Here is a 24990-nt window from a genome sequence, read left to right on the forward strand (position 1 = left end):
ATTCGAGATTGACTTGCGCGCGCATTCGACGCCCAATCGGAGCATGGAGCCCCGCTCTCACGACCTTGTCCCGCCCGCCGGGACCGATGAGAAGACCGCCGCGGCATATCGCGGCACGGTATCCAGAAACTCAAGCCATCCAATGGGTTAGACCGACAGGTTCAGGCCCGCCATTCCAGTAGGAGGCATCATGCGCTATCAAATCACCGGCAAGCAGATCGACATCGGCGAGGCCCTTCAGACCCACGTCAAGACCGAACTGGGCGAAGTCATCGGCAAGTATGCGGGCCGACCGACGGATGCGATGGTGGTGTTTTCGAAGTCCGCGCATGAGAACGTCTGCGAGGCGACAGTGCATCTTTCGACGGGACTGACGGCCCAGGCCAAGGGTAAAGCCGTTGAAATCTATGCCGCTTTCGATGCCTGTGCCGAAAAGATGGACAAGCAGCTGCGACGCTACAAACGCCGCTTGAAGGATCATCATCAGGATCGCGCACAGCCGGTTGAACTCTCGGGGGCGGCCTCGTATATCCTCGCCGCTGATGACGAGAGCCTGGAAGAACCCGACAGCCTGGCACCCGTGATCGTGGCCGAGATGTCGACCAAGATACCGTCGCTTTCCGTTGGCGAAGCGGTTATGCAGATGGAATTGGCCAGTGCCCCGGTGCTGGTCTTCAAGAACGAGAAAAGCGGCGGCGTGAACGTTGTCTATCGGCGCGACGATGGAAACGTTGGATGGATCGACCCCGCAACAGGCACCTGAAAACGCCCGAAGGCGGATAAAGGGAGAGCAGATGCGGTTAAGCGAAATCCTTGCCCAGAGGGCCGTGAAGGTATTGCCGAAGGCGTCCAGCAAGAAACGGCTGTTCTGCGATCTGGCCGAGGTCGCGCAGGATTTGCACGGGCTGGACTATGACGCTGCCTTCGCGGCGTTGCAGGAACGCGAGGCGCTTGGCACGACGGGCGTGGGCGACGGTGTCGCCCTGCCCCATGCGCGCCTGCCCGACCTGAATGAAGTGCATGGTGTGTTCATCCGCCTTGAATCGCCGCTCGACTTCGATGCGATGGATCGCAAGCCGGTCGATCTGATCTTTGCGCTCTTTGCGCCCGAAGGCGCGGGTGTCGCGCATCTCAAGGCGCTGGCGCTGGTGTCCCGCACGCTGCGCGATCCGGGACTTTGCGCCAAGCTGCGCGCCAATGACGATCCGTCCCTGCTCTATACCGTGCTGACCGAAGCACAGACGGCAGACGCCGCCTAGGAATTCCTCCAGCGCTTGAATCCGAAATTGAGAAAGTCGCGACGATAGGCGTCGATGCAGGCGTCTTCGATCTCGTCGCTACAGATTTCCGCAAGCGCGGCCCGGCCGGGCAGGATCAGCGGCCTTGCGGGTTTGCCGACAAGGTTCGCCAGGCGGTCCAGCTCCGCCTGTACCTCTTCCTCCCGGATCAGGCGCTGCGGCAGGACCGCCTGCGCCATGCCCGCCAGCAAGGCCGATTGGCTGGCCCATTCCGGCTGCACCGGCAGTGACGATTGCCCCCCGAGGTTTGCCTTGATGAACCGCAGGAACCCAAGGAACGCCGCCGCCGCATCGCCGTCCAGGTCGACGCCGTGCTGATTGGTCAGAATCCGGCGCAGCGTATTCGCCTGCGGCCCCTTGGCGGCCAGAACATCGCAAAACGCGTCATGGGCGCGGGCAAGGGGGTGGCGCACCACGGCAAAGCTGATGAACCCCTTGTGCTGCCGCATCCAGGGGCGAAGCTGCTTTTGCGACATTCCCTCGATCGGGGCGGCCCCGTCCAGCGCCGTGAGCCAGTCGCGCAGGGCATCGGTCGGCCCACCGGGAACCGGCAGAGCGATCAGGGCACTGTCGGCGGCGGCCATCAGGCCCGGCACGGACGGTCCGCGCTGCGGCTCCAGGTTGGTGGAGGACGACAGAAGGAACGGGTCGAGCGTCGCCAGATGCGCGCGCAGGACATCGGGGTTCTCGACCTTGTCCTCGATCTCGCCGGGGTTCTGCTTCTTGAGCTTTCCGGGCACGTCTTCCAGACGGCCCTTCGACCCGATGAACCGCGCGATTCCGTTGATGACCTCGACATCGCCGATGTCGTCATAGCTGACCCAGAACGACCCCTGCCCGCTGATTTTCAACTGGCGCTGCACCTCGTCGCGGAAGACGCGCTGACGTTCGACAAGGGCGTCGAAATCCGCAGGCACGAAGGTCGCCTTGGCCACCTTCGCCATCTTCGGATTGGTCAGGCGCCATTGCCCGGTCTGAGCGGCGATCGTCAGCGAGACATAGCTGTCCAGCGGGTTGCGCGTCAGAAAGACCTTCGCGATCCGCGGATCCTCCAGGACAGGCCCCAGAACGCGCGGATCGTGGTCATGGAAGAACCGAAAGCCGCTGATCCCCGGTTGGGCCACGATGGCGCGGAGCAGGGGCATCGGGTCCGCCTCCCGCGCGGCCATGTCGATGCCGAAAAGTTCGGTCCGGTTGTGCGCGCCGAGGAAGACGGGGTTGAACACCTCGCCAAAGCTCTGGACGTCGTCGAGCCCGTTGAGCGATTCCTCAAGGTGGTTGGACCCGGTGCGCATTTCGGCAAAGAGGACGAAGGCATCAAACGCTGCCATGTTTCGCACCTCCGTCCGTCTTGGTCGGGAAGAGGGCAAGATCCCCCATGACCTGCGGTTTCACGCCCCCGTCACGCAGCCGCAACAGGAAGTCGCGAAAGCCCGTCAGATCGCGCATCGGCGGAAGATCGGTCAGGCGTCGCGGACTGGGACCGGTGATCTCCGACAGGACATTCTGAAGTTTTTCTGTCGGCTGGGCCACGAAATCGGCCAGCGGCCAGACATGCACCCGGGCGGCCAGACCCGGGGATTTCAGTTCCTTCAGGAAGGCGAGTTCGACGCGTTGCAGACGCGCGGCCTCGGCCTTGATGGCATCGAAGCCCAGGTTCGACGTCAGAAGGGGAACCGCCCAGGCCCCGGTCACGGCGGCAATCGTGGCGTTCGGATCACTCGTGACGAAGGGCACCACGTCCTGCGCATCATGTGGACCGATGAAAAAGCTCTGCCGTTCGCCGCGCGTGGACCAGAGCAGGTTGGTCAGGAATTGCGTCGGGCGATAGTCGCGCAAGGCGGCGGAGTCGGACAGACAACCGTTCATCAACGTCTCGCCCCCGGCGAACTCCGCACGCTCGGGCGCATAGAGGTGCCCATGGATACGGCCCCCGATCCGCCGCGCGAGCCATGGCTCGAACCCGTCGAACAGGAAGTCGAATCCGGAAAAGATGTTGTAGCGCGCGCAGGTCAGCCCGTTCTCAAGCCCGGGTGACGGGAAGCGTGCCTGGGAATAGAGCCCGGGCCGGCCCTGACCCCGCCGCTCGTTCGCCTTGGAGAAGACCCGGTCGATCTTGCCCGGGTTCGGCTCCGCCCCGCGGTTCGCAAGACGGGTATCATCGAGGAAGACCTCGTAGAGACGATCCGCACGAGGCCAGATCTTGCGCGCGACAAAGCAATCCGACCGCTCCAGCAGGGGTTGGTGGTCGTCATAGAAGACATGGGGTTTTCCCTGCACGTCGAACTTGGACAGCGTCAGGGACCGGCTTTCGATCTGGGTCGAATAGCGCCGTGCGAGAGACTGAAAATAGCTTTCGTCCGGTATCCAGACCTTGGCGAAATAGGCGTCCATGCTGGCCCGATCCGGGGCCGACAGGATCGACGACAGCGTCCGCCGGGTCAGACACCACCATTGGCTTCCCAGATGCGGGGAGACGCCTTCGGGGATGCGTCGGCGAAGACCGAAGCGCCGCTGAAACCGGACATAGGCATCGAAGAGCTTGCGCTGCTTGCGCCACGAAAACGGGAACCGCAGGGTAAAGCGCTCGGCCTCCAGGCCATCGACCGTCCAGGTGACTTGCTCTGTCGTCACGCTTTCGATGAAATCCGTTTCGGGATGGGCATCGAGATAGTCGCGCAACTCGGACACCGGCCGCAGTGGCAGACAGGATCCCGACGCCAGAAAGACGTGCCGCACGTCCGGGAAATCGGCCAGCAGGCGTTCAGCCGCGAATTGCGTGGCGCGCACAAGGGACCATTTGCCCCATTCGACCCGTGTCCGCCTGGAGAAGCGGATCATCGGATCATCCCGAAACTGGTCGCGAAACGCGCGGAACCGGGCGGGCCGCACCTTGCCGTCGACGTGGATGACTACCGGACAGCCGTTCGACGCCCAATAGCGCGCCACCTGTTCGGCGCGGTCAAAGGCCGTGTGGACCAGCATGATGAACCCGAGGCTCATGCCCAGTTCCCCTTGGAGATCAGGCCCAGAATTTCGAGCTGTCGCCAATTGATATAGCGCTCGGACCATTTGCACCACAGATCGTCCGAACCCTCCAGACCGTCGGCATAGGCCCTGTATTCGCCCGCCGCGCGGTAGTGTTCGGCCCGCTGTGCCTCCTCGGCGGCGCGTTCGACGAACAGGCTGAGGAATTTGGCATGGAGCAGGACGCCCGTCGTCTTTTCGCCGCCCGCCGGATCATAGGTCAGGTTCAGGCCACGGGGCAGAAGGATGTGGGTCGAACTGATGTAGGTGAACTCCCGACGCCATTTGACCAGCGGCACCTTGTTGAGCGCCGGCGCCTTTTTCGGGGCATCGGCAAAGAAGGCCCGGGCCCGGATGCCGCCCTGGATCCAGAGGTTTCCGAAGCGGGGATTGCGCTCGAACATATAGTTGCCGCTGTCGAACCAGGCAGCGATCTCGAAGGGGTTCTGCCCCTCGCGATAGGGCTGCGCGTTGACGGGGCCCTTGGGATACATGTCCAGAAGCATCGCCCCGAAACTGCGGATCGAACTCGCGTCCAGCCAATCGGTGAGCGCGCGCAAGGGCCGCGTGTCGCAGAACGGATAGACCAGGAATTCGTCCACATCGACGGTCAGGCACCAATGTCCATGCCCATGGGAGCGCATCAGCCAGTTGAGCCAATCGATCCCGAAGGCCGACTTGGCATAGCTGTCCGGCGTCGTCCACACGGACACGTCGGGCTGATCGGCCAGGTATTCGCGGGTGCCATCCACGCTGTCGTTGTCGACGAAGAGGAAGTGATCGATGCCCTGCTTGCGGTAATACTCCAGGAAGTAGGGCAGGCGCGTCCGCTCGTTCCGCACGGTGCTGAATGCAAGGATCGTCCCATAGGAAATCGCGCGTGTCCGATCCTTGACGACCGTCAGCTGACGCCGCCTTCGCAGGGCCCGAAGTCGCCAATAGCGGCGGCGCAGGCGCATTCTATAGGACGCGATCAGCCCCATCGACTTGCTCTGCCTTCCCGTACCAGCGCCATCGCTCCCGACCTTTGCACTCGATAAACCATTGTTTCCAATTCGGACGCAATCAATCGCGGTCCGCGTCGCGGAACCATGATTCCATTTCGCAACTCTTTATGGCGATCGAAGGTCATTCCCATCCCCCCCGAGACAAAAGCCCCAGGCCCTCCAGTTGCTGCCATCCGGCATAGCGGGTCGATGCCTCGCACCACAGGACGGGATCGGAGATCAACGCGTCATAGTAGCCTTCATAGAGGGTCGAATTCTCGAAATGCTGCCGCCGTTCCTTTTCCTCGGTGGATTTGGTCAGGATGTTGGGGAGGAACTTTGTATGCAGCAGGACGCCCGTCGGCGCCTCGCCCCCGCTCTGGTCATAGACATGGTTGAGATGCCGGGGCAGGGCGGAATGGGTGGAGCTGACATAGGCATAGCGCCGGTTCCAGCGGATCAGCGGCACCTTGGAGAGGGTCGGGGCGCGCCGGGGATCGTCGGCAAAGAAGGCCCGCGCCCGGGGACCGCCCTGCACCCAGAGGTTCTGCAGGACGGGTTGGCGGATCATGACATAATTGCCCGCATCGAAGTGCGACAACGTCGCTATCGGGTCATCCTGGGGATCGACGCGCGCCTGTCCGAGGGGACCGCGCGGATACATATCGAGCATCAGCGCCCCCATCGACTCCCGCCCCGTCAGGTCGAGCCAGTCGGTCAGCGCCCGCAGGGGACGGCGATCATGGTGGGCGTAGACGAACAGCTCGTCGGCATCGAGGGTCAGGCACCAATGCCCGTGCCCATGACGGGCCAGAAGCACGGTCAGCCAATCGACCCCGAAGCGCGACGCCTTGTAGCCGTGGGGCGTCGTCCAGACCGAGACATCCGGTTGTTCCACCAGGTAATCGACGGTGCCGTCGTCGCTGTCGTTGTCGACGACCAGGAAATGCGCGACGCCAAGCGCCCGGTGGTGGCGCAGGAACCACGGCAGGCGCGACATCTCGTTCCGGACCGTGGCGAAGGCCAGGATGTCACCCGGACCGATCCGGTCGGTCCGGTCCTGTCGCGCGGACAGCTGACCCCTTTTGGCGAAGGATCGCGCCAGAAGACGCCGCCGCTTCCACCGCAGCTTGTAGGCTTGCCAGAGATCCGGGGCCCGGGCCATCGCCCGTCAGATCTGTCCGGTCAGGCTGAGATCGGCCAGAAAACCGCGCAACTCGTCCCGAAGGTCTTCGCGGGCCAGACCGAAGGCGACCGTGGCCTGAAGGAACCCCGCCTTGGAGCCGCAGTCATACCGTTGCCCTTCGAAGCGGAAGCCGTGAACGCCCTCTTCGCTGTCCACTTCGCCCGCAATCGCGTCGGTCAGCTGGATCTCGCCGCCGGCCCCGGCCCCCAGACCCGTGAGGTTCTTCATCACTTTCGGGCTGAGGATGTAGCGACCGATCACCGCCAGGTTCGACGGCGCGGTGCCCGAGGGCGGCTTTTCGACCATGCCCTTGACGCGCATCGTCTGCTGGTCCGACTCGGCCACGTCGAGAATGCCATAGGACGACGTGCGATCCGGCGCGACCTCCATCGCGGCGACCATGCTGCCGCCGGTTTCGGCATAGGCCTCGACCATCTGCGCAAGGCAGGGTTTGTCGGCCGCGATCACGTCATCGGGCAGGATCACGGCAAAGGGCTCGTTGTGGATCATGCGGCGCGCGCAGGCGACGGCATGGCCAAGACCCCGTGCGCGGTGCTGGCGGATATAGGCGATCTGGCCCGAATCCATCGTGGTCCGCTTCAACTCCTCCAGAAGGTCCAGCTTCTTCTTCTTGCGAAGCTCCTGCTCCAGGATGGGACTGTCGTCGAAATAATCCTCGAGCGCGGATTTCCCGCGCGACGTCACGAATATGAACTCCTTGATCCCTGCCGCCCGCGCTTCGTCGATCGCGTATTGGATCAGCGGACGGTCGACGAGGGTCATGATCTCCTTGGGGACGGATTTCGTTGCAGGCAGGAACCGTGTCCCCAACCCGGCCACGGGGAAAATCGCCTTGGTGACGTTTCGCTTCATGCTTCAGCTCTTCCAGTTGCGGGCGATTGATGCCCGTTTAACCCCGATTTGACAGGGAAATGCGGCCCCAATTGGGCATTCAGCCTTGGTGAAGGGTCACTCCGGGGGCATAGGCGATGAAGAAGGGGTTCTCGAATATCGGCTTGCCATAGGTCAGCGGCTGATGGTCGTCGAAGCGCACCACATGACCTCCGGCCCCCGACAGAACGGCGTGACCCGCCGCAGTGTCCCATTCCATCGTTCGGCCAAGCCGGGGATAGAGGTCCGCCTCGCCGGTGGCGACAAGGCAGAACTTCAGCGACGAGCCTGCCGACCTCATGTCGGCGACGGCGTATTTGCCGATGTAGTCGTCCGTCGCCTGATCGCGGTGCGACTTGGAGGCCACGACAAGCAGCGCGGATTGATCTGGGGTCGAGACCGAAATCTCGGTGCAGGCGCCGATCCGGTCCTTGTCGAAGGGGCCCGTTTCCTCGACCGTCTGGCCGTCGGCCCGGGTCCAGAACAGGCGTCCCTTGGCCGGGGCATAGACGACACCGCGCACCGGCACGCCGTCTTCGACCCAGGCGATGTTGACGGTGAAATCGCCACGCCTCTGGACGAACTCCTTGGTGCCATCCAGCGGGTCGACGATGAAGAAGGTGCTGACCTTCAGATCGTGAGTGGCCGATTGCTCTTCGGTCACCAGGGCGGCATCCGGGAACGCCGACCGTAGCCCGGCCGAGATCAGCGCATCGGCCGCCTCGTCCGCGGCAGTTACGGGACTGTCGTCCGACTTGGACCGCAGATCGAAGTCGTCCGCGTCATAGATTTCCATGATCCGGTCCCCCGCCTCGAGTGCGAGTTTCCGAAGGACAACCATCATTTCGCCGAAATCCATACCCATACTCCCGTCTTAATACCTTGGTGACGCGGCAAGGCTTATGGTATTCGACATCCCCGGGGCAAGCAGACGACCCCGGCAATCCTGACGGAGGGGGCTCATGTTCAGATTCGAACGACGTGATTCCGCCCTGTCCCGGGCATTTACCCTGTCGGAACTGGTGTTCCACGCCACGGTCCGCCAGATTCGCAAGGGCCACGGCACCGGCATGATGGCGCTGGTCATGAACGTTCTGCAGTCGGTCATCTTCATCGGCGCCTTCGTGCTGATGTTCACGATCCTGGGCATCCGGGGCAGCGCGATCCGGGGCAACTTCGTGCTCTACATCATGTCGGGCATCTTCCTCTTCATGACCCATATCAAGGCCATGGGCGCGATTGTCAGCGCCGAGGGCCCGGCGTCAGCGATGATGAAACACGCCCCCATGAACACCGCCATCGCGATCCTCGCGGCGGCCCTGTCATCGCTTTATATTCAGGTGTTGTCGGTTGTCCTGATCCTGTTCGCCGTCCACGTCGCCTGGACCCCGATCGAGATCTACGACATGGGCGGCTTTGCGATGATGTTCCTGCTGGCGTGGTTTGTGGGCGTCGGCATCGGCATGGTTCTTCTGGCGCTCAAGCCCTGGGCGCCGAACTTCGTGAACATCGTGAATTCGGTCTATTCCCGCGTGAACATGATCGCATCCGGCAAGATGTTCGTGGCCAACTCCCTTCCGGCGACGATGTTGCCGTTCTTCAGCTGGAACCCGCTGTTCCATGCAATCGACCAGTCGCGCGGATATGCCTTCATCAACTACAATCCGCACTACACGAACTGGGAATACCCCCTGATGATAGGTGTCATATGTCTGGTGATCGGAATGATGGGCGAATTCTACACGCGGCGGCACACCTCCTTGTCCTGGTTCGCGGGGCGCTGATCGCGACGCTTGTTTGGGGCGCACCCGCGCTGGCCCAGACCGAAGATTGGCCCGCCCTGTTCGACGTGACCGGCGTTGCCGCCGACGACGTCCTGAACATTCGCGCACTAGCCGATGCCGACGCGGACATCATCGCGGGCCTTGCCCCCGATGCGACCGACGTGGAGGTCGTCTTTCCCTCACTCGACGGTCGGTGGGGCCAGATCCGCGCGGGTGAGCGGACGGGTTGGGTCGCGATGCGCTTCCTCAGCCGTCAGCCGGGTCAGACCGGCGACAGCTATCCCGCCATCACCGCTTGCTATGGCAATGAGCCCTACTGGTCGCTCGAAACCGATGGCGAACAGGCGCAGCTGACGCTGTCAGGCGAGACCCTGGTCGATGGATATCTGCGGGACGGGACACGCTCCGCGAACCGGATCGACATCTTCGGCTTTGCCGCCGGCGATGCGGAGGGTGAGGCGCGGGGAGTGCTGCGCCGCGAACTCTGTAGTGACGGGATGAGCGACCGGCTCTTCGGCCTCTCGATCACGCTGATCTACGTGGGGGCACGCGGTCACAGCACGTTGTCGGGCTGCTGCGTTCTGTCTAACTGACCACGCGCAGCGTCAAGTTGATGCGGCCTGGCGCCTCCAACAGGGTCGATGTGCCGGGCGCGATCCGGTCGACCCCGTGGTGGATCAGCCGTGCGGCCCCGCCCATCACAAGCACATCGCCCGACCGCAGCCAGATACTTTCCGTCGATCCACCCCTGGCCACATTTCCGATCCGGAACAGCGCATCGTCCCCAAGCGAAATCGACACCACAGGTTGGTCGAAATCCCCCTCGTCCCGATCTTGATGCAGACCCATCCGGGCGTCGGGCGCATACCAGTTCACAAGGCAGCTTTCTGGCGTGCGGGCATCCGGCACGACGGTTCTCCACACGGCCAGAACCGATGCCGGGATCGGTGGCCAGGCCACACCGGACGGATGGCGCGGCGCATAGCGATAGCCGCCGCGATCGGTGATCCAGCCCATGTCACCCGCCGAGGTCATCCGCACCGACAGCGCCTGACCCCGCCGGGTGACCGGCGCGATCAGCGGCGCCGCCCGGACGATATCCCGGACATCCGAAACCATCGCCGCCTGCGCCGCCGCGTCCAGGAATCCGTCGAACAGACGGACGCCGCGAATGTCACGACCGTCAGGTCCATTCATTTTGATCCCCTTCACGTCCTTGCGAGGTCAAAACCCCCTCCTTATATACCCACCGAACCGCGGGCCGGGTCACCCTGTCCGTTATTCAAACGGGATATGGCTCGGGGCGCCTTATTGGGCCCTGCGCCGCACACATCGCCAAGAGAGGACCATTCGAAATGGCAAAAGTCATCGGTATCGACCTCGGGACCACCAACTCCTGCGTCGCCATCATGGACGGGTCGCAGCCCCGCGTGATCGAGAACGCGGAAGGTGCCCGGACCACCCCTTCCATCGTCGGCTACACCGAGAATGAACGTCTGGTCGGCCAACCCGCCAAACGCCAGGCCGTCACCAACCCGGAAAACACCGTCTTCGGCGTCAAGCGCCTGATCGGTCGCCGGTTCGACGACGAGCATCTGGCGAAGGACAAGAAGAACCTCCCCTACAATGTCGTCAACGGCGGCAACGGTGACGCCTGGGTCGAGGTTCGGGGCGAAAAGTATTCCCCCGCTCAGGTCTCCGCGCTGATCCTTCAGAAGATGAAGGAAACCGCCGAATCCTATCTGGGCGAGGAGGTGACGCAGGCCGTCATCACGGTTCCGGCGTATTTCAACGACGCGCAGCGTCAGGCCACCAAGGACGCAGGCAAGATCGCCGGTCTGGAAGTGCTGCGCATCATCAACGAGCCGACGGCCGCCGCACTGGCCTACGGTCTCGACAAGAAGGAAACGCGGACCATCGCGGTCTATGACCTTGGTGGCGGTACCTTCGACGTGACCATCCTCGAAATCGACGACGGCCTCTTCGAGGTGAAGTCGACCAACGGCGACACCTTCCTCGGTGGTGAAGACTTCGACATGCGCATCGTGAACTACCTCGCCGAGGAGTTCAAAAAGGAGCATGGCACCGACCTCAAGCAGGACAAGATGGCCCTCCAGCGCCTGAAAGAGGCGGCGGAAAAGGCCAAGATCGAACTGTCGTCCAGCCAGCAGACCGAGATCAACCAGCCCTTCATCTCGATGGGCAGCAACGGCCAGCCGCTGCACATGGTCATGAAGCTGACCCGTGCCAAGCTGGAATCGCTTGTCGGTGATCTCATCAAGGCCTCGATGAAACCCTGTGCCGCCGCGCTCAAGGATGCGGGCCTGTCCAAGGATGATATCGACGAAGTGGTTCTGGTCGGCGGCATGACCCGCATGCCCAAGGTCATCGAGGAAGTGACGAAGTTCTTCGGCAAGGAGCCTCACAAGGGCGTCAACCCGGACGAAGTCGTGGCCATGGGTGCCGCCATTCAGGCCGGCGTTCTTCAAGGTGACGTCAAGGACGTGGTCCTGCTCGACGTGACACCCCTGTCCCTCGGGATCGAGACGTTGGGTGGTGTCTTCACCCGCCTGATCGACCGCAACACGACCATTCCGACCAAGAAATCCCAGGTCTTCTCGACCGCCGAGGACAATCAGAATGCGGTGACGATCCGCGTCTTCCAGGGCGAGCGGGAGATGGCGGCCGACAACAAGATGCTCGGTCAGTTCAACCTCGAGGATATTCCCCCGTCGCCCCGCGGCATGCCGCAGATCGAAGTGACCTTCGACATCGACGCCAACGGCATCGTGTCGGTCGGCGCCAAGGACAAGGGTACCGGCAAGGAGCAGGCGATCACCATCCAGGCGTCGGGCGGTCTGTCGGACGAGGATATCGAACAGATGGTCAAGGACGCCGAGGCGAATGCCGAAGCCGACAAGGATCGTCGCGAATTGGTCGAAGCCAAGAACCAGGCCGAAAGCCTGATCCACACGACCAAGAAGCAGGTCGAGGAGCATGGCGACAAGGTCGACCCATCCACCGTCGAAGCCATCGAGCTGGCGATTTCCGCCCTCGAGGACACGATGGAGAGTTCGGACACCGCCAAGATCAAGTCCGGCATCCAAAATGTCACCGAAGCGGCGATGCGTCTGGGCGAGGCGATCTACAAGGCCAGCGCCAATGACGGCGACGACGGGGATGCACGCCCTGCCGATGCGCCAGATGGCGCCGACGACGACATCCTCGACGCTGATTTCGAGGATCTCGACGACGAAAAGCGCGCCTGACCGTCCCTGAGCAAAACACGGACGCGGCCGACCCCAAGCGGGTCGGCCCTTCCGTTGGAGAATGAAGCATGGCGAAACGTGACTACTACGAGACGCTTGGGGTCTCGAAGGGCGCCAGCGCCGAAGAGATCAAGAAGGCCTATCGCCAGAAGGCGAAGGAGCTGCATCCCGACCGCAACTCCGACAACCCGAACGCCGAAGCCCAGTTCAAGGAAGCGAACGAAGCCTACGACGTTCTGAAGGATGGCAACAAGAAAGCGGCCTATGACCGTTTTGGCCATGCCGCCTTCGAGGGTGGCATGGGCGGCGGGCCCCGTGGCGGCGGTGCGCCGGGCGGGCAGGGTGACTTTGCCTCGGCCTTCTCGGACGTCTTCGAAGACCTCTTCGGCGATTTCATGGGTGGCCAACAGGGCGGCGGACGCGGCGGCAGGCCGCGCGCCACCCGTGGCTCCGATCTGCGCTACAACATGCGTATCTCCCTGGAAGAGGCGTTCTCGGGCAAGCAAAAGACGATCACCGTTCCGACGGCGGTGCAGTGTTCCACATGCTCCGGGAAAGGCACCGAAGGGGCGAGCGAACCCGCCACATGTCCGACCTGTGCCGGAATGGGCAAGGTCCGGGCGCAGCAGGGTTTCTTCACCGTCGAACGCAGCTGCCCGACCTGTTCGGGCGCGGGCCAGATCATCAAGAACCCCTGCAAATCCTGCGGCGGCATCGGTCGCGTCGAGAAAGAGCGTCAGCTTTCCGTCAATATCCCCGCCGGGGTCGAGACCGGCACCCGCATTCGCCTCTCGGGCGAAGGCGAGGCCGGGTTGCGCGGCGGGCCGAGCGGTGACCTCTATATCTTCATCGAGGTGCAGGAACACGACATCTTCCAGCGCGAGGGGCCTGTCCTATTCTGCTCGGTTCCCGTCTCCATGATCGCGGCGGCCCTGGGCGGCGAGGTCGAGGTGCCGACCATCGATGGCGGTCGGTCACGGGTCAAGGTCCCCGCTGGCTCGCAAACCGGTCGACAGATGCGCCTGCGTGGCAAGGGCATGCCCGCCCTGCGGGGCGGCGGTACCGGCGACATGCTGATCGAACTGACGGTCGAGACCCCGGTGAACCTGACCTCGCGTCAGAAAGAGCTCCTGCGTGACTTCGAGAAGATCGACGCCGACAACAACCCCCAGGGCGACAGCTTTTTCCGCAAGGTCAAAGGCTTCTGGGATGGCATGACCCAATAACCTATGAAAGGCGCCCTGATCCCGGGCGCCTTTTCTCTGCTTCTCAAATACTCCGGGGGTCCGGGGGCTGGCCCCCGGCCCTCACCCCCCGATCCGGCAGGCCGCCAGAAGCGCCATGTTCAGCACATCCGACGATGTCGAACTGGTCGATGCGATCTGCACCGGTCGGTCGATCCCGGTCAGGATCGGGCCGATCACGGTGGCCCCCGCCATTTCCTGCATCAATTTGACCGATATCGACGCCGAGTGGCGCGCCGGCACGACGAGTACATTCGCCGGTCCTGTCAGGCGGGAAAACGGATAATGCGCCGCGACCTCGGGATTGAGCGCCACGTCGACGGTCATCTCGCCTTCGTATTCGAAATCCGCCCCCCGCTGTTCCAGAACACCCGGGGCCAGGTGCATCTTGGTCGCACGCTCCGACACGGGATAGCCGAACGTCGAAAAGCTGACGAAGGCGACGCGCGGTTCCATCCCCAGACCGCGGGCGATGCGCGCACCGGCCTCGGCGATGGTGGCCAGGTCTTCTTCATCGGGCCATTCGTGAACCAGCGTGTCGCCCATCAAGACGATCCGGCCCCGATGCAGAAGCGCCGTGATCCCGACCGCTTCCTTGTTCGTCTTGATGTCAAACACATGATCCAGCAGCCGCAGGGCATGGGCCGATTTGCGGGTCGCCCCGGTGACCAGCCCCTCGCCATGATCGTGGGCCAGCATCAGCGCGGCAAAGACATGGCGGTCACGGCTGGCAAGGCGGTGGATGTCCTGTCGATCATAGCCCTGCCGCTGCAACCGCTCATACAGGAAGTCCTTGTAGGTCTCGAGGTGTCGGGTGTTGGCCGCGTTCACCACCTCCAGCTCGCGCACCGCATCGGCCAGACCCGCCGCCTCCAGCTTTTCGCGGACGTCGTCCGTCCGCCCGACCACCAGCGCCTTGCCATAGCCGTTCCGCTGATAGGCGACGGCGGCACGCAGCACGCGCGGATCATCCCCTTCGGCAAAGATCATGCGCGCCTGCGCCTGTCGCGCCCGGGCGGAGATGCCCTGAACGATGCTCGCCGTCGGATCCATCCGTGCGGCCAGGCTATCGGCATAGCCCGGCATGTCGACGATGGGCCGACGCGCGACGCCGGTGTCCATGCCCGCACGCGCGACCGCGGGCGGGATCACATGGATCAGACGCGGATCGAACGGCGTCGGGATGATATAGTCCCGCCCGAACGTCAGCTTGCGCCCATAGGCCATGGCGACCTCGTCGGGCACATCCTCGCGCGCGAGGGCGGCCAACGCCTCGGCACAGGCGATCTTCATCTCGTCGTTGATGGCCCGCGCATGGATGTCGAGCGCGCCGCGGAAGAGATAGGGAAAGCCCAGGACGTTGTTCACCTGATTGGGGTAATCCGACCGACCTGTGGCCACGATCGCATCGGCACGCACGGCGTGGGCCTCTTCGGGCGTGATCTCCGGGTCGGGGTTCGCCATGGCGAAGATGACCGGGTTTTCCGCCATGCTAGAGACCATTTCGGGCGTCACCGCCCCCTTGGCCGACACGCCGAGGAAGACATCCGACCCCTTCATCGCCTCTTCCAGGGTGCGCAGATCGGTCTTGATCGCATGGGCCGACTTCCACTGGTTCATGCCCTCGGTGCGACCCTGCCAGATGACGCCCTTGGTGTCGCATGTAATGCAATTCTCGTGCCGCGCACCCATGGATTTCAGCAGTTCGATGCAGGCGATCCCCGCCGCCCCCGCACCGTTCAGCACGATCTTCACATCCTCGATCTTCTTGCCCGAGATATGCAGCGCATTGATCAGCCCGGCGGCACAGATCACGGCGGTACCATGCTGGTCGTCGTGAAAGACGGGGATATCCATCGCCTCTTTCAACTGGCTCTCGATCATGAAGCATTCGGGGGCCTTGATGTCCTCAAGGTTGATCCCGCCAAAGGACGGACCCATCAGTTTCACGGCCGCGACAAAGGCGTCGACGTCTTCGGTGTCCAACTCGATGTCGATGGAATTCACGTCGGCGAAGCGTTTGAACAGGACGGCTTTCCCCTCCATCACCGGCTTGGAGGCCAGCGCGCCAAGGTTCCCCAGACCCAGAACCGCCGTTCCGTTCGAGATGACGGCCACCAGGTTGCCCTTGGTGGTGTAATCATAGGCCAAGGCCGGGTTTTCCGCGATTGCCTCGCAGGGGACGGCCACGCCGGGCGAATAGGCAAGCGACAGGTCGCGCTGTGTCGCCATCGCGGTCGAGGCATTGATCTCGATCTTTCCGGGCCGCGGCTCCAGATGATAGGCAAGTGCTTCTGCGTCGGTAATTCTCGTGCGTTCGGCCATGGTGTCCTCCCTCAGGAGTTTCGGTGTAGCGGACGCGCGCGCGTGACGGTAGACGTGTTGCGCGAACGGAGGGGTCCCATGTCAGTCACGCCGATGATGGCCCAATACCTCGACATCAAGGCCGAGGCGCCGAATGCCTTGCTGTTCTATCGCATGGGCGATTTCTACGAATTGTTCTTCGACGATGCCGTCGCCGCCAGCGCCGCGCTCGACATCGCGCTGACCAAACGAGGCCAGCATCTGGGACAGGACATCGCCATGTGCGGCGTGCCGGTCCATTCCGCCGAAAACTACCTGATGACGCTGATCCGCAAGGGGTTTCGAGTCGCAGTGGCCGAGCAGTTGGAGGCCCCTGAAGAGGCGAAGAAACGCGGCTCCAAGTCTGTCGTGAAGCGGGGGATCGTGCGGCTGGTGACGCCCGGCACCTTGACCGAAGATACGCTGCTGGACGCCCGCGCGCATAATTACCTGGCCGCCTGGTGCGATGTGCGGGGCGAGGGGGCGCTGGCTTGGGCCGATATCTCGACCGGGGCGTTCCATGTCTCGGCCTGTCCGCGTGTCCGTCTGGGGCCCGATCTGTCGCGCCTCGTCGTTCGGGAAATCGTGCTGACAGACGAGTCGGACGTGGCCGACATCGCCAGCGAACTGGGGGTCGCCGTCACGCCGCTTGGGCGCAGTGCCTTCGATTCCGCCTCTGCCGAAGTGCGATTGAAGACGCTGTTCGATGTCGCCTCGCTTGACGCGTTCGGCACCTTCACCCGCGCCGACCTGGGGGCCATGGGGGCGCTGGTCGAATACATCGAGCTGACACAGCGCGGCAAACTGCCCCTGATGCGTCCGCCACGCCCCGAGGCCAGCGGCGAATTGATGGCGATCGACGCCGCGACCCGGCGCAGTCTGGAACTGACGCGGGGCACATCGGGCGGGCGCGACGGGTCACTGTTGTGGGCGATTGACCGGACGGTCACGGCGGGCGGCGGCCGCTTGCTGGAGCGCCGCGTCTCGGCACCATCGACGGTCGAAGGGGTGATACGGTCGCGGCTGGATGCGGTGGACTGGGCCTGCGCCAATGACCGGCTGGCCAATGACATTCGCACCGCGTTGCGCCGCGCCCCCGACATGGACCGTGCCCTGTCGCGTCTGTCTTTGGATCGGGGCGGACCACGCGATCTGGCGGCAATTCGGGACGGATTGATGGCCGGGCAAAGCCTGTTTTCCTGTTTGTCAGAGACTGATTTGCCGCTCGATCTGGTAGATCTGGTCGGGCAGGAGGCCTTGACGGCGCTGCTCGATGCCGCCCTCGTGGCCGAGCCGCCCCTGATGCTGCGCGATGGTGGTTTCGTCGCATCCGGGCATGACGCGGACCTCGATGAAGCGCGGCAGCTGCGCGATCAGGGGCGAGGGGTCATCGCGGCGTTGCAAAAGACCTATGCCGACCGGACGGGCATCGCCTCGCTCAAGGTCAAGCACAACAACGTTCTGGGCTATTTCATCGAGACGACGGCCACCCATGTCGACAAGATGCGGGCCGATGACATCTTCATACATCGCCAGACGACGGCCAATCAGGTTCGCTTCACGACTGTCGAATTGTCTGAGTTAGAGACAAAGATCCTGAACGCCGGGGGCAGGGCGCAGGAGATCGAGGTTCGCATTTTCGCGGGTCTGCGTGATGCCGTTCTGTCCGCCTCGAACGCGATTTTTGCCGCCGCCCGCGTGCTGGCGGAACTGGACGTGACGGCCGCGCTCGCCGATCTGGCGCGCGGCGAAAACTGGTGCCGCCCCAAGGTGGACAGCACCCGGGCGTTCACCATCGATACGGGACGCCACCCGGTCGTCGAACGCGCGCTCAAGGCCCAGGGCGCGCCCTTCGTCGCCAACGACACGCGTCTAGATGCGACCGATGGCGCGGCCATTCGTCTGCTGACCGGGCCGAACATGGCCGGCAAATCCACGTGGCTGCGGCAGAACGCATTGATCGCGGTCCTGGCCCAGATGGGGTCCTTCGTCCCGGCCGAGGCGGCGCATATCGGCATCGTCAGCCAACTCTTCAGCCGTGTCGGCGCGTCCGACGATCTGGCCCGCGGACGCTCCACTTTCATGGTCGAAATGGTCGAGACGGCGGCGATCCTGAACCAGGCGGACGACCGCAGCTTTGTCATCCTGGACGAAATCGGGCGGGGCACGGCAACCTATGACGGCCTGTCCATCGCTTGGGCCACGCTGGAACACCTGCACGACGTGAACCGGTGCCGCGCGCTCTTTGCCACCCACTACCACGAGATGACGGCCCTGTCGGCCAAGCTGGCGGGGGTCGAGAATGCAACCGTAGCCGTGCGCGAATGGGACGGCGACGTGATCTTTCTGCACGAGGTGCGGGATGGTGCTGCGGACCGGTCTTATGGTGTGCAGGTCGCGAAGCTGGCCGGTTTGCCCGAGGCTGTCGTGGCTCGGGCCCGCGCCGTCCTGAACGCGCTGGAGGAGGGCGAGCGGGAAGGGGGAACAAAGCCCAAGGCGATGATCGACGATCTGCCCTTGTTCAGTGCCACGCCGGTTCCGGCGCCCCGACCCCAAAAGGAAAGCGCAGCCGAAACCCGGCTGCGCGATGTCTTCCCCGATGAGCTGACCCCGCGCGAAGCACTGGACCTGCTCTATGAGTTGAAGCGTCTGACCGACGGCTGAGCCGTCACGCGGGTGTCGACGACACGCCGACCTGGGCGGGTCGCAGAAGGCGGTCGTGGAGCAGAAAGCCTTCGGCAGCGACCTGAATGATGTCGCCGGCCTTGGTGCCGGGCAGGGGTGCTTCGAACATGGCCTGATGCAGCTGCGGGTCGAAGCGATCGCCGACTTCGGGCGCGACAAGCGTGATGCCGTGCTTGTTGAAGACGTTCAGGATTTCCTTGAGGGTCAGTTTGATCCCCTCGATCACGCCATCATTCGCCTCGCCCGCCGCGTCGAGCGCGCGTCGCAGGTTGTCATAGACCGGCAGCATGTCACGGGCCAATTTGGAGCCGCCATATTGCTCGGCCTCGATCCGGTCGCGGGCGGCGCGTTTGCGCACGTTTTCCGCCTCCGCAAGGGAGCGCATCAGGCGGTCACGCATCTCGTCCCGTTCGGCGACGATGGCCTCCATGGCGGCACGTCCCGATTGCGCGGGCGCATCGGGCTCCTCCTCCATCGCTGCATCGAGGTCGAAATCCTCCTCCAGCATTTCGGGATCGTCGAGAAACGCGTCTTCCTTCGGATCAGCCATGGTCTTCCTCTATCTTCCGGGGCCGGAGAGCATCCGACCGACAAGTTGTGCTGTATAGTCGACGATCGGAACGATCCGACCGTAGTTCAGGCGGGTCGGGCCGATCACGCCGACCGCGCCCACGATTTTTCGATCCGCGTTCATATAGGGTGAAACCACCAAAGATGAACCGGAAAGTGAGAAGAGTTTGTTCTCGGACCCGATGAAAATGCGCACGCCTTCACCCTGTTCGGTCAGGTCCAGGAATTCGGCGATGTCGCGCTTGCGCTCCAGATCGTCGAAGAGGCTGCGAATACGTTCAAGGGCGGCGGCATCGGTGCCTTCGTCCAGAAGGTTGGACCGGCCGCGCACGATCAGACGTTCGCTGCGCTCGCCGGAATTCTCCCAGACGGCCAGCCCCTTTTCGATCAGGTCATGGGCCAGAACGTCGATTTCCTGGCGACGGGCGGCGACTTCGTTGGTCATGATGCCCTGAAGGTCCGACAGGGTCCGCCCCTCGACCAGGGCATTGAGCAGGTTCGCCGCCTCGCGCATGGCCGACGGAGTCTGACCGGGGGGCGGAACGAAGACACGGTTTTCCACGTGACCATCGGCAAAGACCAGCACGACAAGGGCACGGTCGGGCGCAAGGCTCACGAATTCGATGTGCTTGATCGGCGCCTCGCGCTTGGGCGCCAGAACCAGGGACGCGCCGTGCGTAATTCCCGAAAGGGCATTTCCCACCCGGTCCATCATCGCCGAGACGTCGTCTTCGGACGAGCCGACCGACGCCTCGATCTGTTCGCGGTCCGCGTCGCCCAATTGCGCTTCGAGGAGGCCATCGACGAACATGCGCAGACCCGCCTGCGTCGGGATGCGCCCCGCGCTGATGTGGGGGGCCTGCAACAAGCCCAGGAATTCCAGATCCTGCATCACGTTGCGGATCGTCGCCGCCGACACCTGCTCCGTCATCGTCCGCGTCAGGGTGCGGCTGCCCACGGGTTCGCCGGACCCCAGATAGCCTTCGACCACCCGGCGAAACACCTCGCGGGAGCGGTCGTTCATCTCGGACAGGATTCTGGCGTTATCGTTCATGGGCGTAAGGCATGTATGCAGGTCCGGGCCCACGGTCAATCCGCCGCGCCAAACTCGGGGTTGCGCGGCGCAGGTCGGGGGGGCATGTCACGGGGCAACAGCCATAGGAGAGACAGATGCGACCTTCGGGACGGGCCCTTGACCAGATGCGCGACATTTCCATCGAGGTGGATGTCACCCGCCACGCCGAAGGGTCCTGCATGATCCGCTGCGGCGACACCCACGTCCTTTGCACCGCGTCGTTGGAAGAGAGGGTCCCGCCGTTTCTTCGCAATACCGGGCAAGGGTGGGTGACGGCGGAATACGGCATGCTGCCCCGTGCCACGACGACCCGGATGCGGCGCGAGGCTGCGGCGGGCAAGCAGTCGGGCCGAACGCAGGAGATTCAGCGCCTGATCGGTCGGTCCCTGCGGGCCGGGGTTGACCGTAACGCCCTGGGCGAGCGTCAGATCACCGTCGACTGCGACGTGATCCAGGCCGACGGCGGCACGCGCTGTGCGTCGATCACCGGGGGGTGGGTTGCCTTGCGGCTGGCGGTCAACAAGCTGATGAAGGCGGGCGATATCGTCACCGACCCGATGGTCGATCACGTCGCCGCCGTCTCCTGCGGCATCTATGCCGGTCAGCCGGTCCTCGACCTCGACTACCCCGAGGATTCCGAGGCCGGGACCGACGGCAACTTCGTGATGACCGGCACTGGCCGCATGATCGAGATTCAGGCCAGCGCCGAGGGGGCGACCTTCGGTCAGGACGAGTTTTCCGAACTGATGCGTCTGGCCAAGAAGGGTGTCGGTGAATTGGTCGCAGCCCAGAAGGCCGCCACCGCATGAGACGGTTCGAAGGCTCTGAACTTCTGATCGCGACCCATAATCTGGGGAAGCTGGAGGAATTTCAGGCCATTCTCGGCCCTCTGGGGATCACCTGCCGGTCGAATGTCGATTTCGACCTGCCGGAGCCCGAAGAGACGGAGCAGACGTTCGAGGGCAATGCCCGGATCAAGGCCGTGGCGGCGGTGACGGCGACGGGTCTGCCCGCGCTGGCCGACGATTCCGGCATCATCATCGACGGTCTGGACGGCGCGCCCGGTGTTCACACCGCCGATTGGGCTGAGACGCCGACGGGGCGCGATTTCAAGATCGCCATGACCCGCGCCTGGCAGGAGCTGGAGGCGCGCAAGGCGCCGACACCCCGGACTGCGCGGTTTCACGCGACACTCCTGCTCCGCTGGCCAGATGGTCACGAGGAGGTTTTCGTGGGCGAGGCAGAGGGTCAGGTCGTCTGGCCCATGCGGGGTGCCACGGGGCATGGCTATGACCCGATCTTCATGCCCGCCGGTCATGACAGGACCTTCGGGGAAATGGCGCTTGAGGAGAAGAACCACCTGAGCCATCGCGCCAAGGCCCTGGCTGCAATGGCCGCCTGTTTCGGGAAGGCCTGAGCGATGGCGCGCAAACTGATTTCCACCGGATCGCCGTTCGAGGCACAGGTCGGCTATTCCCGCGCGGTCGTGCAGGGCGATTGGTGCTTCATGGCCGGGGTGACGGGCTATGATTACAAGACGATGACTCTGCCGGATGGGATCGCGGACCAGGCGCGCAACTGCTTTGCGACCGTGCGCTCCGTTCTGGCCGAGGCGGGGTTCGAAGTGGCGCATATCGTTCGGGTCACGCATTACGTCGCCGATCGGGCGCTGGTGGACGCGGTCATCCCCGTGCTTGGCGCGGAGTTGGGCGACGTCCGTCCGGCGGCAACCATGGTGATCGCGGGGCTGATGAAGCCCGAAATGCTCTATGAGGTCGAAGTGACGGCCTTCCGGGGCACCTGATGGAGAACTGGCAGCGCGGGGGCTTTGGCCTCTATGTCCATTGGCCGTTCTGCGCTGCAAAATGTCCCTATTGCGACTTCAACAGCCACGTCGTCGCCGCCGTCGATCAGGACCGGTGGCGCAAGGCCTTGCTCCGCGATCTCGCCCATTGGGCCGAACGGACGCCCGGGCGCATCCTCACCAGCATCTTCTTCGGCGGTGGAACCCCATCCCTGATGCCACCCGAGACCGTCGGCGCGATCATCGAAGCCGCGCGCGGGCACTGGACGCCCGCAAACGATCTGGAGGTCACGCTCGAGGCAAATCCCACCTCAGTCGAAGCCGCGCGCTTTTCCGATTTCACGGGCGCGGGGGTCAACCGGTTTTCGGTCGGGCTCCAGGCGCTCAACGATGTGGACCTGCGTCGCCTGGGCCGGCTGCATTCCGCGAGCGAGGGGCGACGCGCGTTCGAGATCGCGAAATCCGCGACGGACCGCGTGTCTTTCGATCTGATCTATGCGCGTCAGGATCAAACCGCCGCCATGTGGGAAGCTGAGTTGACCGAGGCGCTGACTTTCGCGGGCGAACACCTGTCACTCTACCAACTCACCATCGAGGACGGCACGGCCTTCGGCGCGCGTCATGCGGCGGGCGGGCTGCGCGGCCTGCCGGACGAGGACATGTCGGCAGACATGTACGAAGTGACGCAGGGCCTGTGCGAAGCTGCCGGTTTGCATCGCTACGAGACGTCCAATCACGCGGCCGAGGGCGCTGCGTCCCGCCACAACCTGATCTATTGGGCAGGCGGGGATTGGTTGGGCATCGGCCCCGGAGCCCATGGCCGGCTTGCGATCAACGGATCACGTCACGCCACGGTCGCCGCGCGGATGCCGGGCGACTGGGTTCAAAAGGTCGAACAAAACGGGGCGGGCGTGGTGTCCGATGAAATCCTGCAAACATCTGATATATTTGAAGAATACATCCTGATGTCCCTGCGTACGCGGCGGGGTGCCGACCTGTCCCACATTGCTGCCTTGGGCGCACATCTGGATCAGCAGGCCGTCGATGACCTCATCGATCAGGGTCTGCTCATGTCCCATGACGGCTACCTCGCCACGACCGATCGTGGCGCGATGCTGGTAAATCCGATCCTGCGTCAGATCATCCCAGGCTAGGCCCCGGACGACAACAAGCCGCAGAGACGGTCCAGATCATCGAGGCTCTTGTAACGGATCATCACTGACCCACCTTCGGACGACGAATCGTGGTCGATGGACACTGCCATGGACAGAGCTGCGGACAAGTCGCCCTCCAATGCTCGCGTATCGGCGTCCTTGTCGGACCCCGCCCTGGCCGTCTTGGCCCTGGGCTGAGTCTCGCCTTCGGTCGCAGATTTGACAAGCCGCTCCGTTTCCCGAACCGACAAGCCCTTGGAGATGATATTCCGCGCGAGCCGCTCGGCGTCGGGCGCATTGATCAACGCCCGCGCGTGCCCGGCGCTCAGCGTGCCAAGGCGAACATACTCCTGCACGCTGTCGGGCAGTTTCAGAAGGCGCATCAGGTTGGCGATGTGACTGCGCGATTTGCCAAGCACCGTCGACAGCTGATCCTGTGTATGGCCGAAACGTTCCATCAGCTGGCGGAAGCCTTGAGCCTCTTCGATGGCATTCAGGTCCGCACGTTGAATGTTCTCGATGATCCCGATTTCAAGGACTTCGGTGTCGTCGAGATCGCGAATGACCACCGGCGCCTCGTGCAGACCCGCGCGCTGCGCGGCGCGCCAGCGACGCTCACCGGCAACGATCTGATAGCCGTCTTCGCGCTTGGGGTCGCGTCGTACGATCAGAGGCTGCAAAATCCCCTTCTGCGCGATCGATGCGGCAAGATCCGAAAGCTCCTGCTCATTAAAGGTCCGACGCGGCTGATCCGGATTGGGATGAAGCTGCTCGATTGGCAGCGTCCGCTCGGCGTTTCCGCGACCCCCCATGTCGGAGGCGGACACACCCACATCGGCCATCAGGGCAGACAGACCCCGACGCATCGCGCGCTTCTGAGGAGCTTCAGCCATAGGACACCGCCGTTTCTTCTTCGCGTTGGAGGAGTTCCGCCGCGAGGCTACGATATGCAATCGCCCCCCTCGACGTCGGATCATAATTTGTGACCGGCATGGCGTAGCTTGGCGCCTCGCTCAGACGGACATTTCGCGGAATCTTGGTCTGCATGACCAGATCGCCCAAGTTCTCGCGCGCATCTTCTTCGACTTGCTGACAGATATTGTTCCGCTTGTCGAACATGGTCAGCACGATCCCCTCGATCCGCAGGTCCGAGTTCGCGGATGAGCGGACCTCGCGCACCGTCAAAAGCAGCTGCGATAGACCCTCCAGCGCGAAAAACTCGGCCTGAAGAGGCACAAGGACGCTATCGGATGCGACAAAGGCATTCACGGTCAGCAGGTTCAGACTGGGTGGGCAATCGATGAGGATATAATCGTAGGGCGCTTCCCGCAGACGCAGCGCATTGCGCAGATGAACGACGCGCCGCGCGCTTTTCATCAGCTCCGCGTCGGCTGAACTCAGGTCCATCGTCGCGGGAATTATCGACAGATGATCGACTTCGGTCTCGACCGCGACCTCCAACGGAGCGGCATCGCCCAGAATGACGTCATAGGTGCTCCGACCCCGGGTGTTTCGCGGCACACCAAGGCCAGTCGATGCATTTCCCTGCGGATCCAGATCAACCAGAAGCGTCCGCTTCCCCCGCATTGCCAGCGACGCGCCCAGATTGATCGCGGTCGTGGTCTTGCCAACGCCGCCCTTCTGGTTCGCAATACTGATAATCTTGGCCTTCAT

Annotated in this window: 23 protein-coding genes; 11 read left to right on the forward strand and 12 right to left on the reverse strand. The window is 63.6% G+C overall.

Annotation, left to right across the window (positions count from 1 at the left end):
- Positions 1–190 precede the first annotated feature (190 nt).
- Both hpf and BM002_RS16190 read left to right on the forward strand, forming a co-directional pair.
- A complete protein-coding gene (gene hpf / locus BM002_RS16185) occupies positions 191–763 on the forward strand; it encodes a ribosome hibernation-promoting factor, HPF/YfiA family (RefSeq protein ID WP_092783632.1) in 573 nt (190 codons plus the stop codon).
- Positions 764–794: 31 nt separating this feature from the next.
- Positions 795–1259: a PTS sugar transporter subunit IIA gene (locus BM002_RS16190; protein ID WP_092783635.1), complete on the forward strand. Its 465-nt coding sequence runs from the start codon at positions 795–797 to the stop codon at positions 1257–1259.
- On the opposite strand, the gene BM002_RS16195 is transcribed toward BM002_RS16190, so the two are convergent.
- The 6 genes from BM002_RS16195 to cysQ form a co-directional block, all read right to left on the reverse strand.
- Positions 1256–2629, reverse strand: a complete 1374-nt coding sequence (locus tag BM002_RS16195; protein WP_092783638.1) for a hypothetical protein — start codon at positions 2627–2629, stop codon at positions 1256–1258. The two genes, BM002_RS16190 and BM002_RS16195, sit on opposite strands and share 4 nt — an antisense overlap.
- Positions 2616–4301, reverse strand: coding sequence for a DUF5927 domain-containing protein (locus BM002_RS16200; RefSeq protein WP_092783641.1), 1686 nt, complete (start codon positions 4299–4301; stop codon positions 2616–2618). The genes BM002_RS16195 and BM002_RS16200 overlap by 14 nt, the downstream gene beginning before the upstream one ends.
- Positions 4298–5308, reverse strand: a complete 1011-nt coding sequence (locus BM002_RS16205) for a glycosyltransferase family 2 protein (RefSeq protein ID WP_092783644.1) — start codon at positions 5306–5308, stop codon at positions 4298–4300. The genes BM002_RS16200 and BM002_RS16205 overlap by 4 nt, the downstream gene beginning before the upstream one ends.
- Before the next feature lie 145 nt (positions 5309–5453).
- A complete protein-coding gene (locus BM002_RS16210; RefSeq protein WP_092783647.1) occupies positions 5454–6476 on the reverse strand; it encodes a glycosyltransferase family 2 protein in 1023 nt (340 codons plus the stop codon).
- A 6-nt stretch (positions 6477–6482) separates the two neighbouring features.
- The gene (gene galU / locus BM002_RS16215; RefSeq protein WP_092783650.1) at positions 6483–7370 is read right to left on the reverse strand and encodes a UTP--glucose-1-phosphate uridylyltransferase GalU; all 888 of its coding nucleotides are present in this window, start codon (positions 7368–7370) and stop codon (positions 6483–6485) included.
- Between the two features lie 79 nt (positions 7371–7449).
- Entirely contained in the window at positions 7450–8247 is a 798-nt protein-coding gene (gene cysQ / locus BM002_RS16220; RefSeq protein WP_092783653.1) for a 3'(2'),5'-bisphosphate nucleotidase CysQ, read from the reverse strand.
- A 103-nt stretch (positions 8248–8350) separates the two neighbouring features.
- Here cysQ and BM002_RS16225 point away from each other — a divergent pair, with 103 nt between their 5' ends.
- Together BM002_RS16225 and BM002_RS16230 are read left to right on the forward strand one after the other, a co-directional pair.
- Positions 8351–9172 (forward strand): ABC transporter permease, encoded by an 822-nt coding sequence (locus BM002_RS16225; RefSeq protein ID WP_092783656.1) that lies wholly within the window; start codon positions 8351–8353, stop codon positions 9170–9172.
- A gap of 65 nt (positions 9173–9237) precedes the next feature.
- Complete coding sequence (locus tag BM002_RS16230) at positions 9238–9765, forward strand: hypothetical protein (RefSeq protein ID WP_092783659.1); 528 nt, start codon at positions 9238–9240, stop codon at positions 9763–9765.
- On the opposite strand, the gene BM002_RS16235 is transcribed toward BM002_RS16230, so the two are convergent.
- Complete coding sequence (locus BM002_RS16235) at positions 9758–10369, reverse strand: alpha-ketoglutarate-dependent dioxygenase AlkB family protein (RefSeq protein WP_092783662.1); 612 nt, start codon at positions 10367–10369, stop codon at positions 9758–9760. The two genes, BM002_RS16230 and BM002_RS16235, sit on opposite strands and share 8 nt — an antisense overlap.
- Positions 10370–10527: 158 nt before the next feature.
- Here BM002_RS16235 and dnaK point away from each other — a divergent pair, with 158 nt between their 5' ends.
- Both dnaK and dnaJ read left to right on the forward strand, forming a co-directional pair.
- Positions 10528–12441, forward strand: a complete 1914-nt coding sequence (dnaK, locus tag BM002_RS16240; protein WP_092783665.1) for a molecular chaperone DnaK — start codon at positions 10528–10530, stop codon at positions 12439–12441.
- Between the two features lie 68 nt (positions 12442–12509).
- Positions 12510–13667, forward strand: coding sequence for a molecular chaperone DnaJ (gene dnaJ, locus BM002_RS16245; protein WP_092783668.1), 1158 nt, complete (start codon positions 12510–12512; stop codon positions 13665–13667).
- An 81-nt stretch (positions 13668–13748) separates the two neighbouring features.
- Here the strand turns inward: dnaJ and BM002_RS16250 are convergent, their stop codons facing one another.
- Positions 13749–16010 (reverse strand): NADP-dependent malic enzyme, encoded by a 2262-nt coding sequence (locus BM002_RS16250; RefSeq protein WP_092783671.1) that lies wholly within the window; start codon positions 16008–16010, stop codon positions 13749–13751.
- Between the two features lie 78 nt (positions 16011–16088).
- On the opposite strand from BM002_RS16250, the gene mutS reads away from it, so the two are divergent.
- Positions 16089–18692 carry a DNA mismatch repair protein MutS gene (mutS, locus tag BM002_RS16255; protein ID WP_092783674.1) on the forward strand — a complete coding sequence of 868 codons (2604 nt, stop codon included), beginning with the start codon at positions 16089–16091 and terminating at the stop codon, positions 18690–18692.
- Between the two features lie 4 nt (positions 18693–18696).
- Here the strand turns inward: mutS and BM002_RS16260 are convergent, their stop codons facing one another.
- Together BM002_RS16260 and hrcA are read right to left on the reverse strand one after the other, a co-directional pair.
- Complete coding sequence (locus BM002_RS16260) at positions 18697–19263, reverse strand: nucleotide exchange factor GrpE (RefSeq protein WP_092783677.1); 567 nt, start codon at positions 19261–19263, stop codon at positions 18697–18699.
- Positions 19264–19272: 9 nt separating this feature from the next.
- On the reverse strand, positions 19273–20337 hold the full coding sequence (gene hrcA / locus BM002_RS16265) for a heat-inducible transcriptional repressor HrcA (RefSeq protein WP_092783680.1): 1065 nt from the start codon (positions 20335–20337) through the stop codon (positions 19273–19275).
- A gap of 116 nt (positions 20338–20453) precedes the next feature.
- Between hrcA and rph the strand changes: the two genes are divergently transcribed.
- The 4 genes from rph to hemW are packed head-to-tail and all read left to right on the forward strand — an operon-like array spanning position 20454 to position 23316.
- The gene (rph, locus tag BM002_RS16270) at positions 20454–21167 is read left to right on the forward strand and encodes a ribonuclease PH (RefSeq protein WP_092783683.1); all 714 of its coding nucleotides are present in this window, start codon (positions 20454–20456) and stop codon (positions 21165–21167) included.
- Positions 21164–21775 carry an RdgB/HAM1 family non-canonical purine NTP pyrophosphatase gene (rdgB, locus tag BM002_RS16275; RefSeq protein WP_092783686.1) on the forward strand — a complete coding sequence of 204 codons (612 nt, stop codon included), beginning with the start codon at positions 21164–21166 and terminating at the stop codon, positions 21773–21775. Before rph ends, rdgB begins: the two co-directional genes overlap by 4 nt.
- Positions 21776–21778: 3 nt before the next feature.
- The gene (locus tag BM002_RS16280) at positions 21779–22162 is read left to right on the forward strand and encodes a RidA family protein (protein ID WP_092783689.1); all 384 of its coding nucleotides are present in this window, start codon (positions 21779–21781) and stop codon (positions 22160–22162) included.
- Entirely contained in the window at positions 22162–23316 is a 1155-nt protein-coding gene (hemW, locus tag BM002_RS16285; RefSeq protein WP_092783692.1) for a radical SAM family heme chaperone HemW, read from the forward strand. The genes BM002_RS16280 and hemW overlap by 1 nt, the downstream gene beginning before the upstream one ends.
- Here the strand turns inward: hemW and BM002_RS16290 are convergent.
- Together BM002_RS16290 and BM002_RS16295 are read right to left on the reverse strand one after the other, a co-directional pair.
- The gene (locus BM002_RS16290) at positions 23313–24209 is read right to left on the reverse strand and encodes a ParB/RepB/Spo0J family partition protein (RefSeq protein WP_092783695.1); all 897 of its coding nucleotides are present in this window, start codon (positions 24207–24209) and stop codon (positions 23313–23315) included. The two genes, hemW and BM002_RS16290, sit on opposite strands and share 4 nt — an antisense overlap.
- Positions 24202–24990, reverse strand: a complete 789-nt coding sequence (locus BM002_RS16295; RefSeq protein ID WP_092783698.1) for a ParA family protein — start codon at positions 24988–24990, stop codon at positions 24202–24204. The genes BM002_RS16290 and BM002_RS16295 overlap by 8 nt, the downstream gene beginning before the upstream one ends.

Origin of the sequence: Jannaschia pohangensis, from assembly GCF_900113875.1 — a bacterium.
In the GTDB taxonomy this organism is placed as follows: Bacteria; Pseudomonadota; Alphaproteobacteria; order Rhodobacterales; family Rhodobacteraceae; genus Jannaschia; species Jannaschia pohangensis.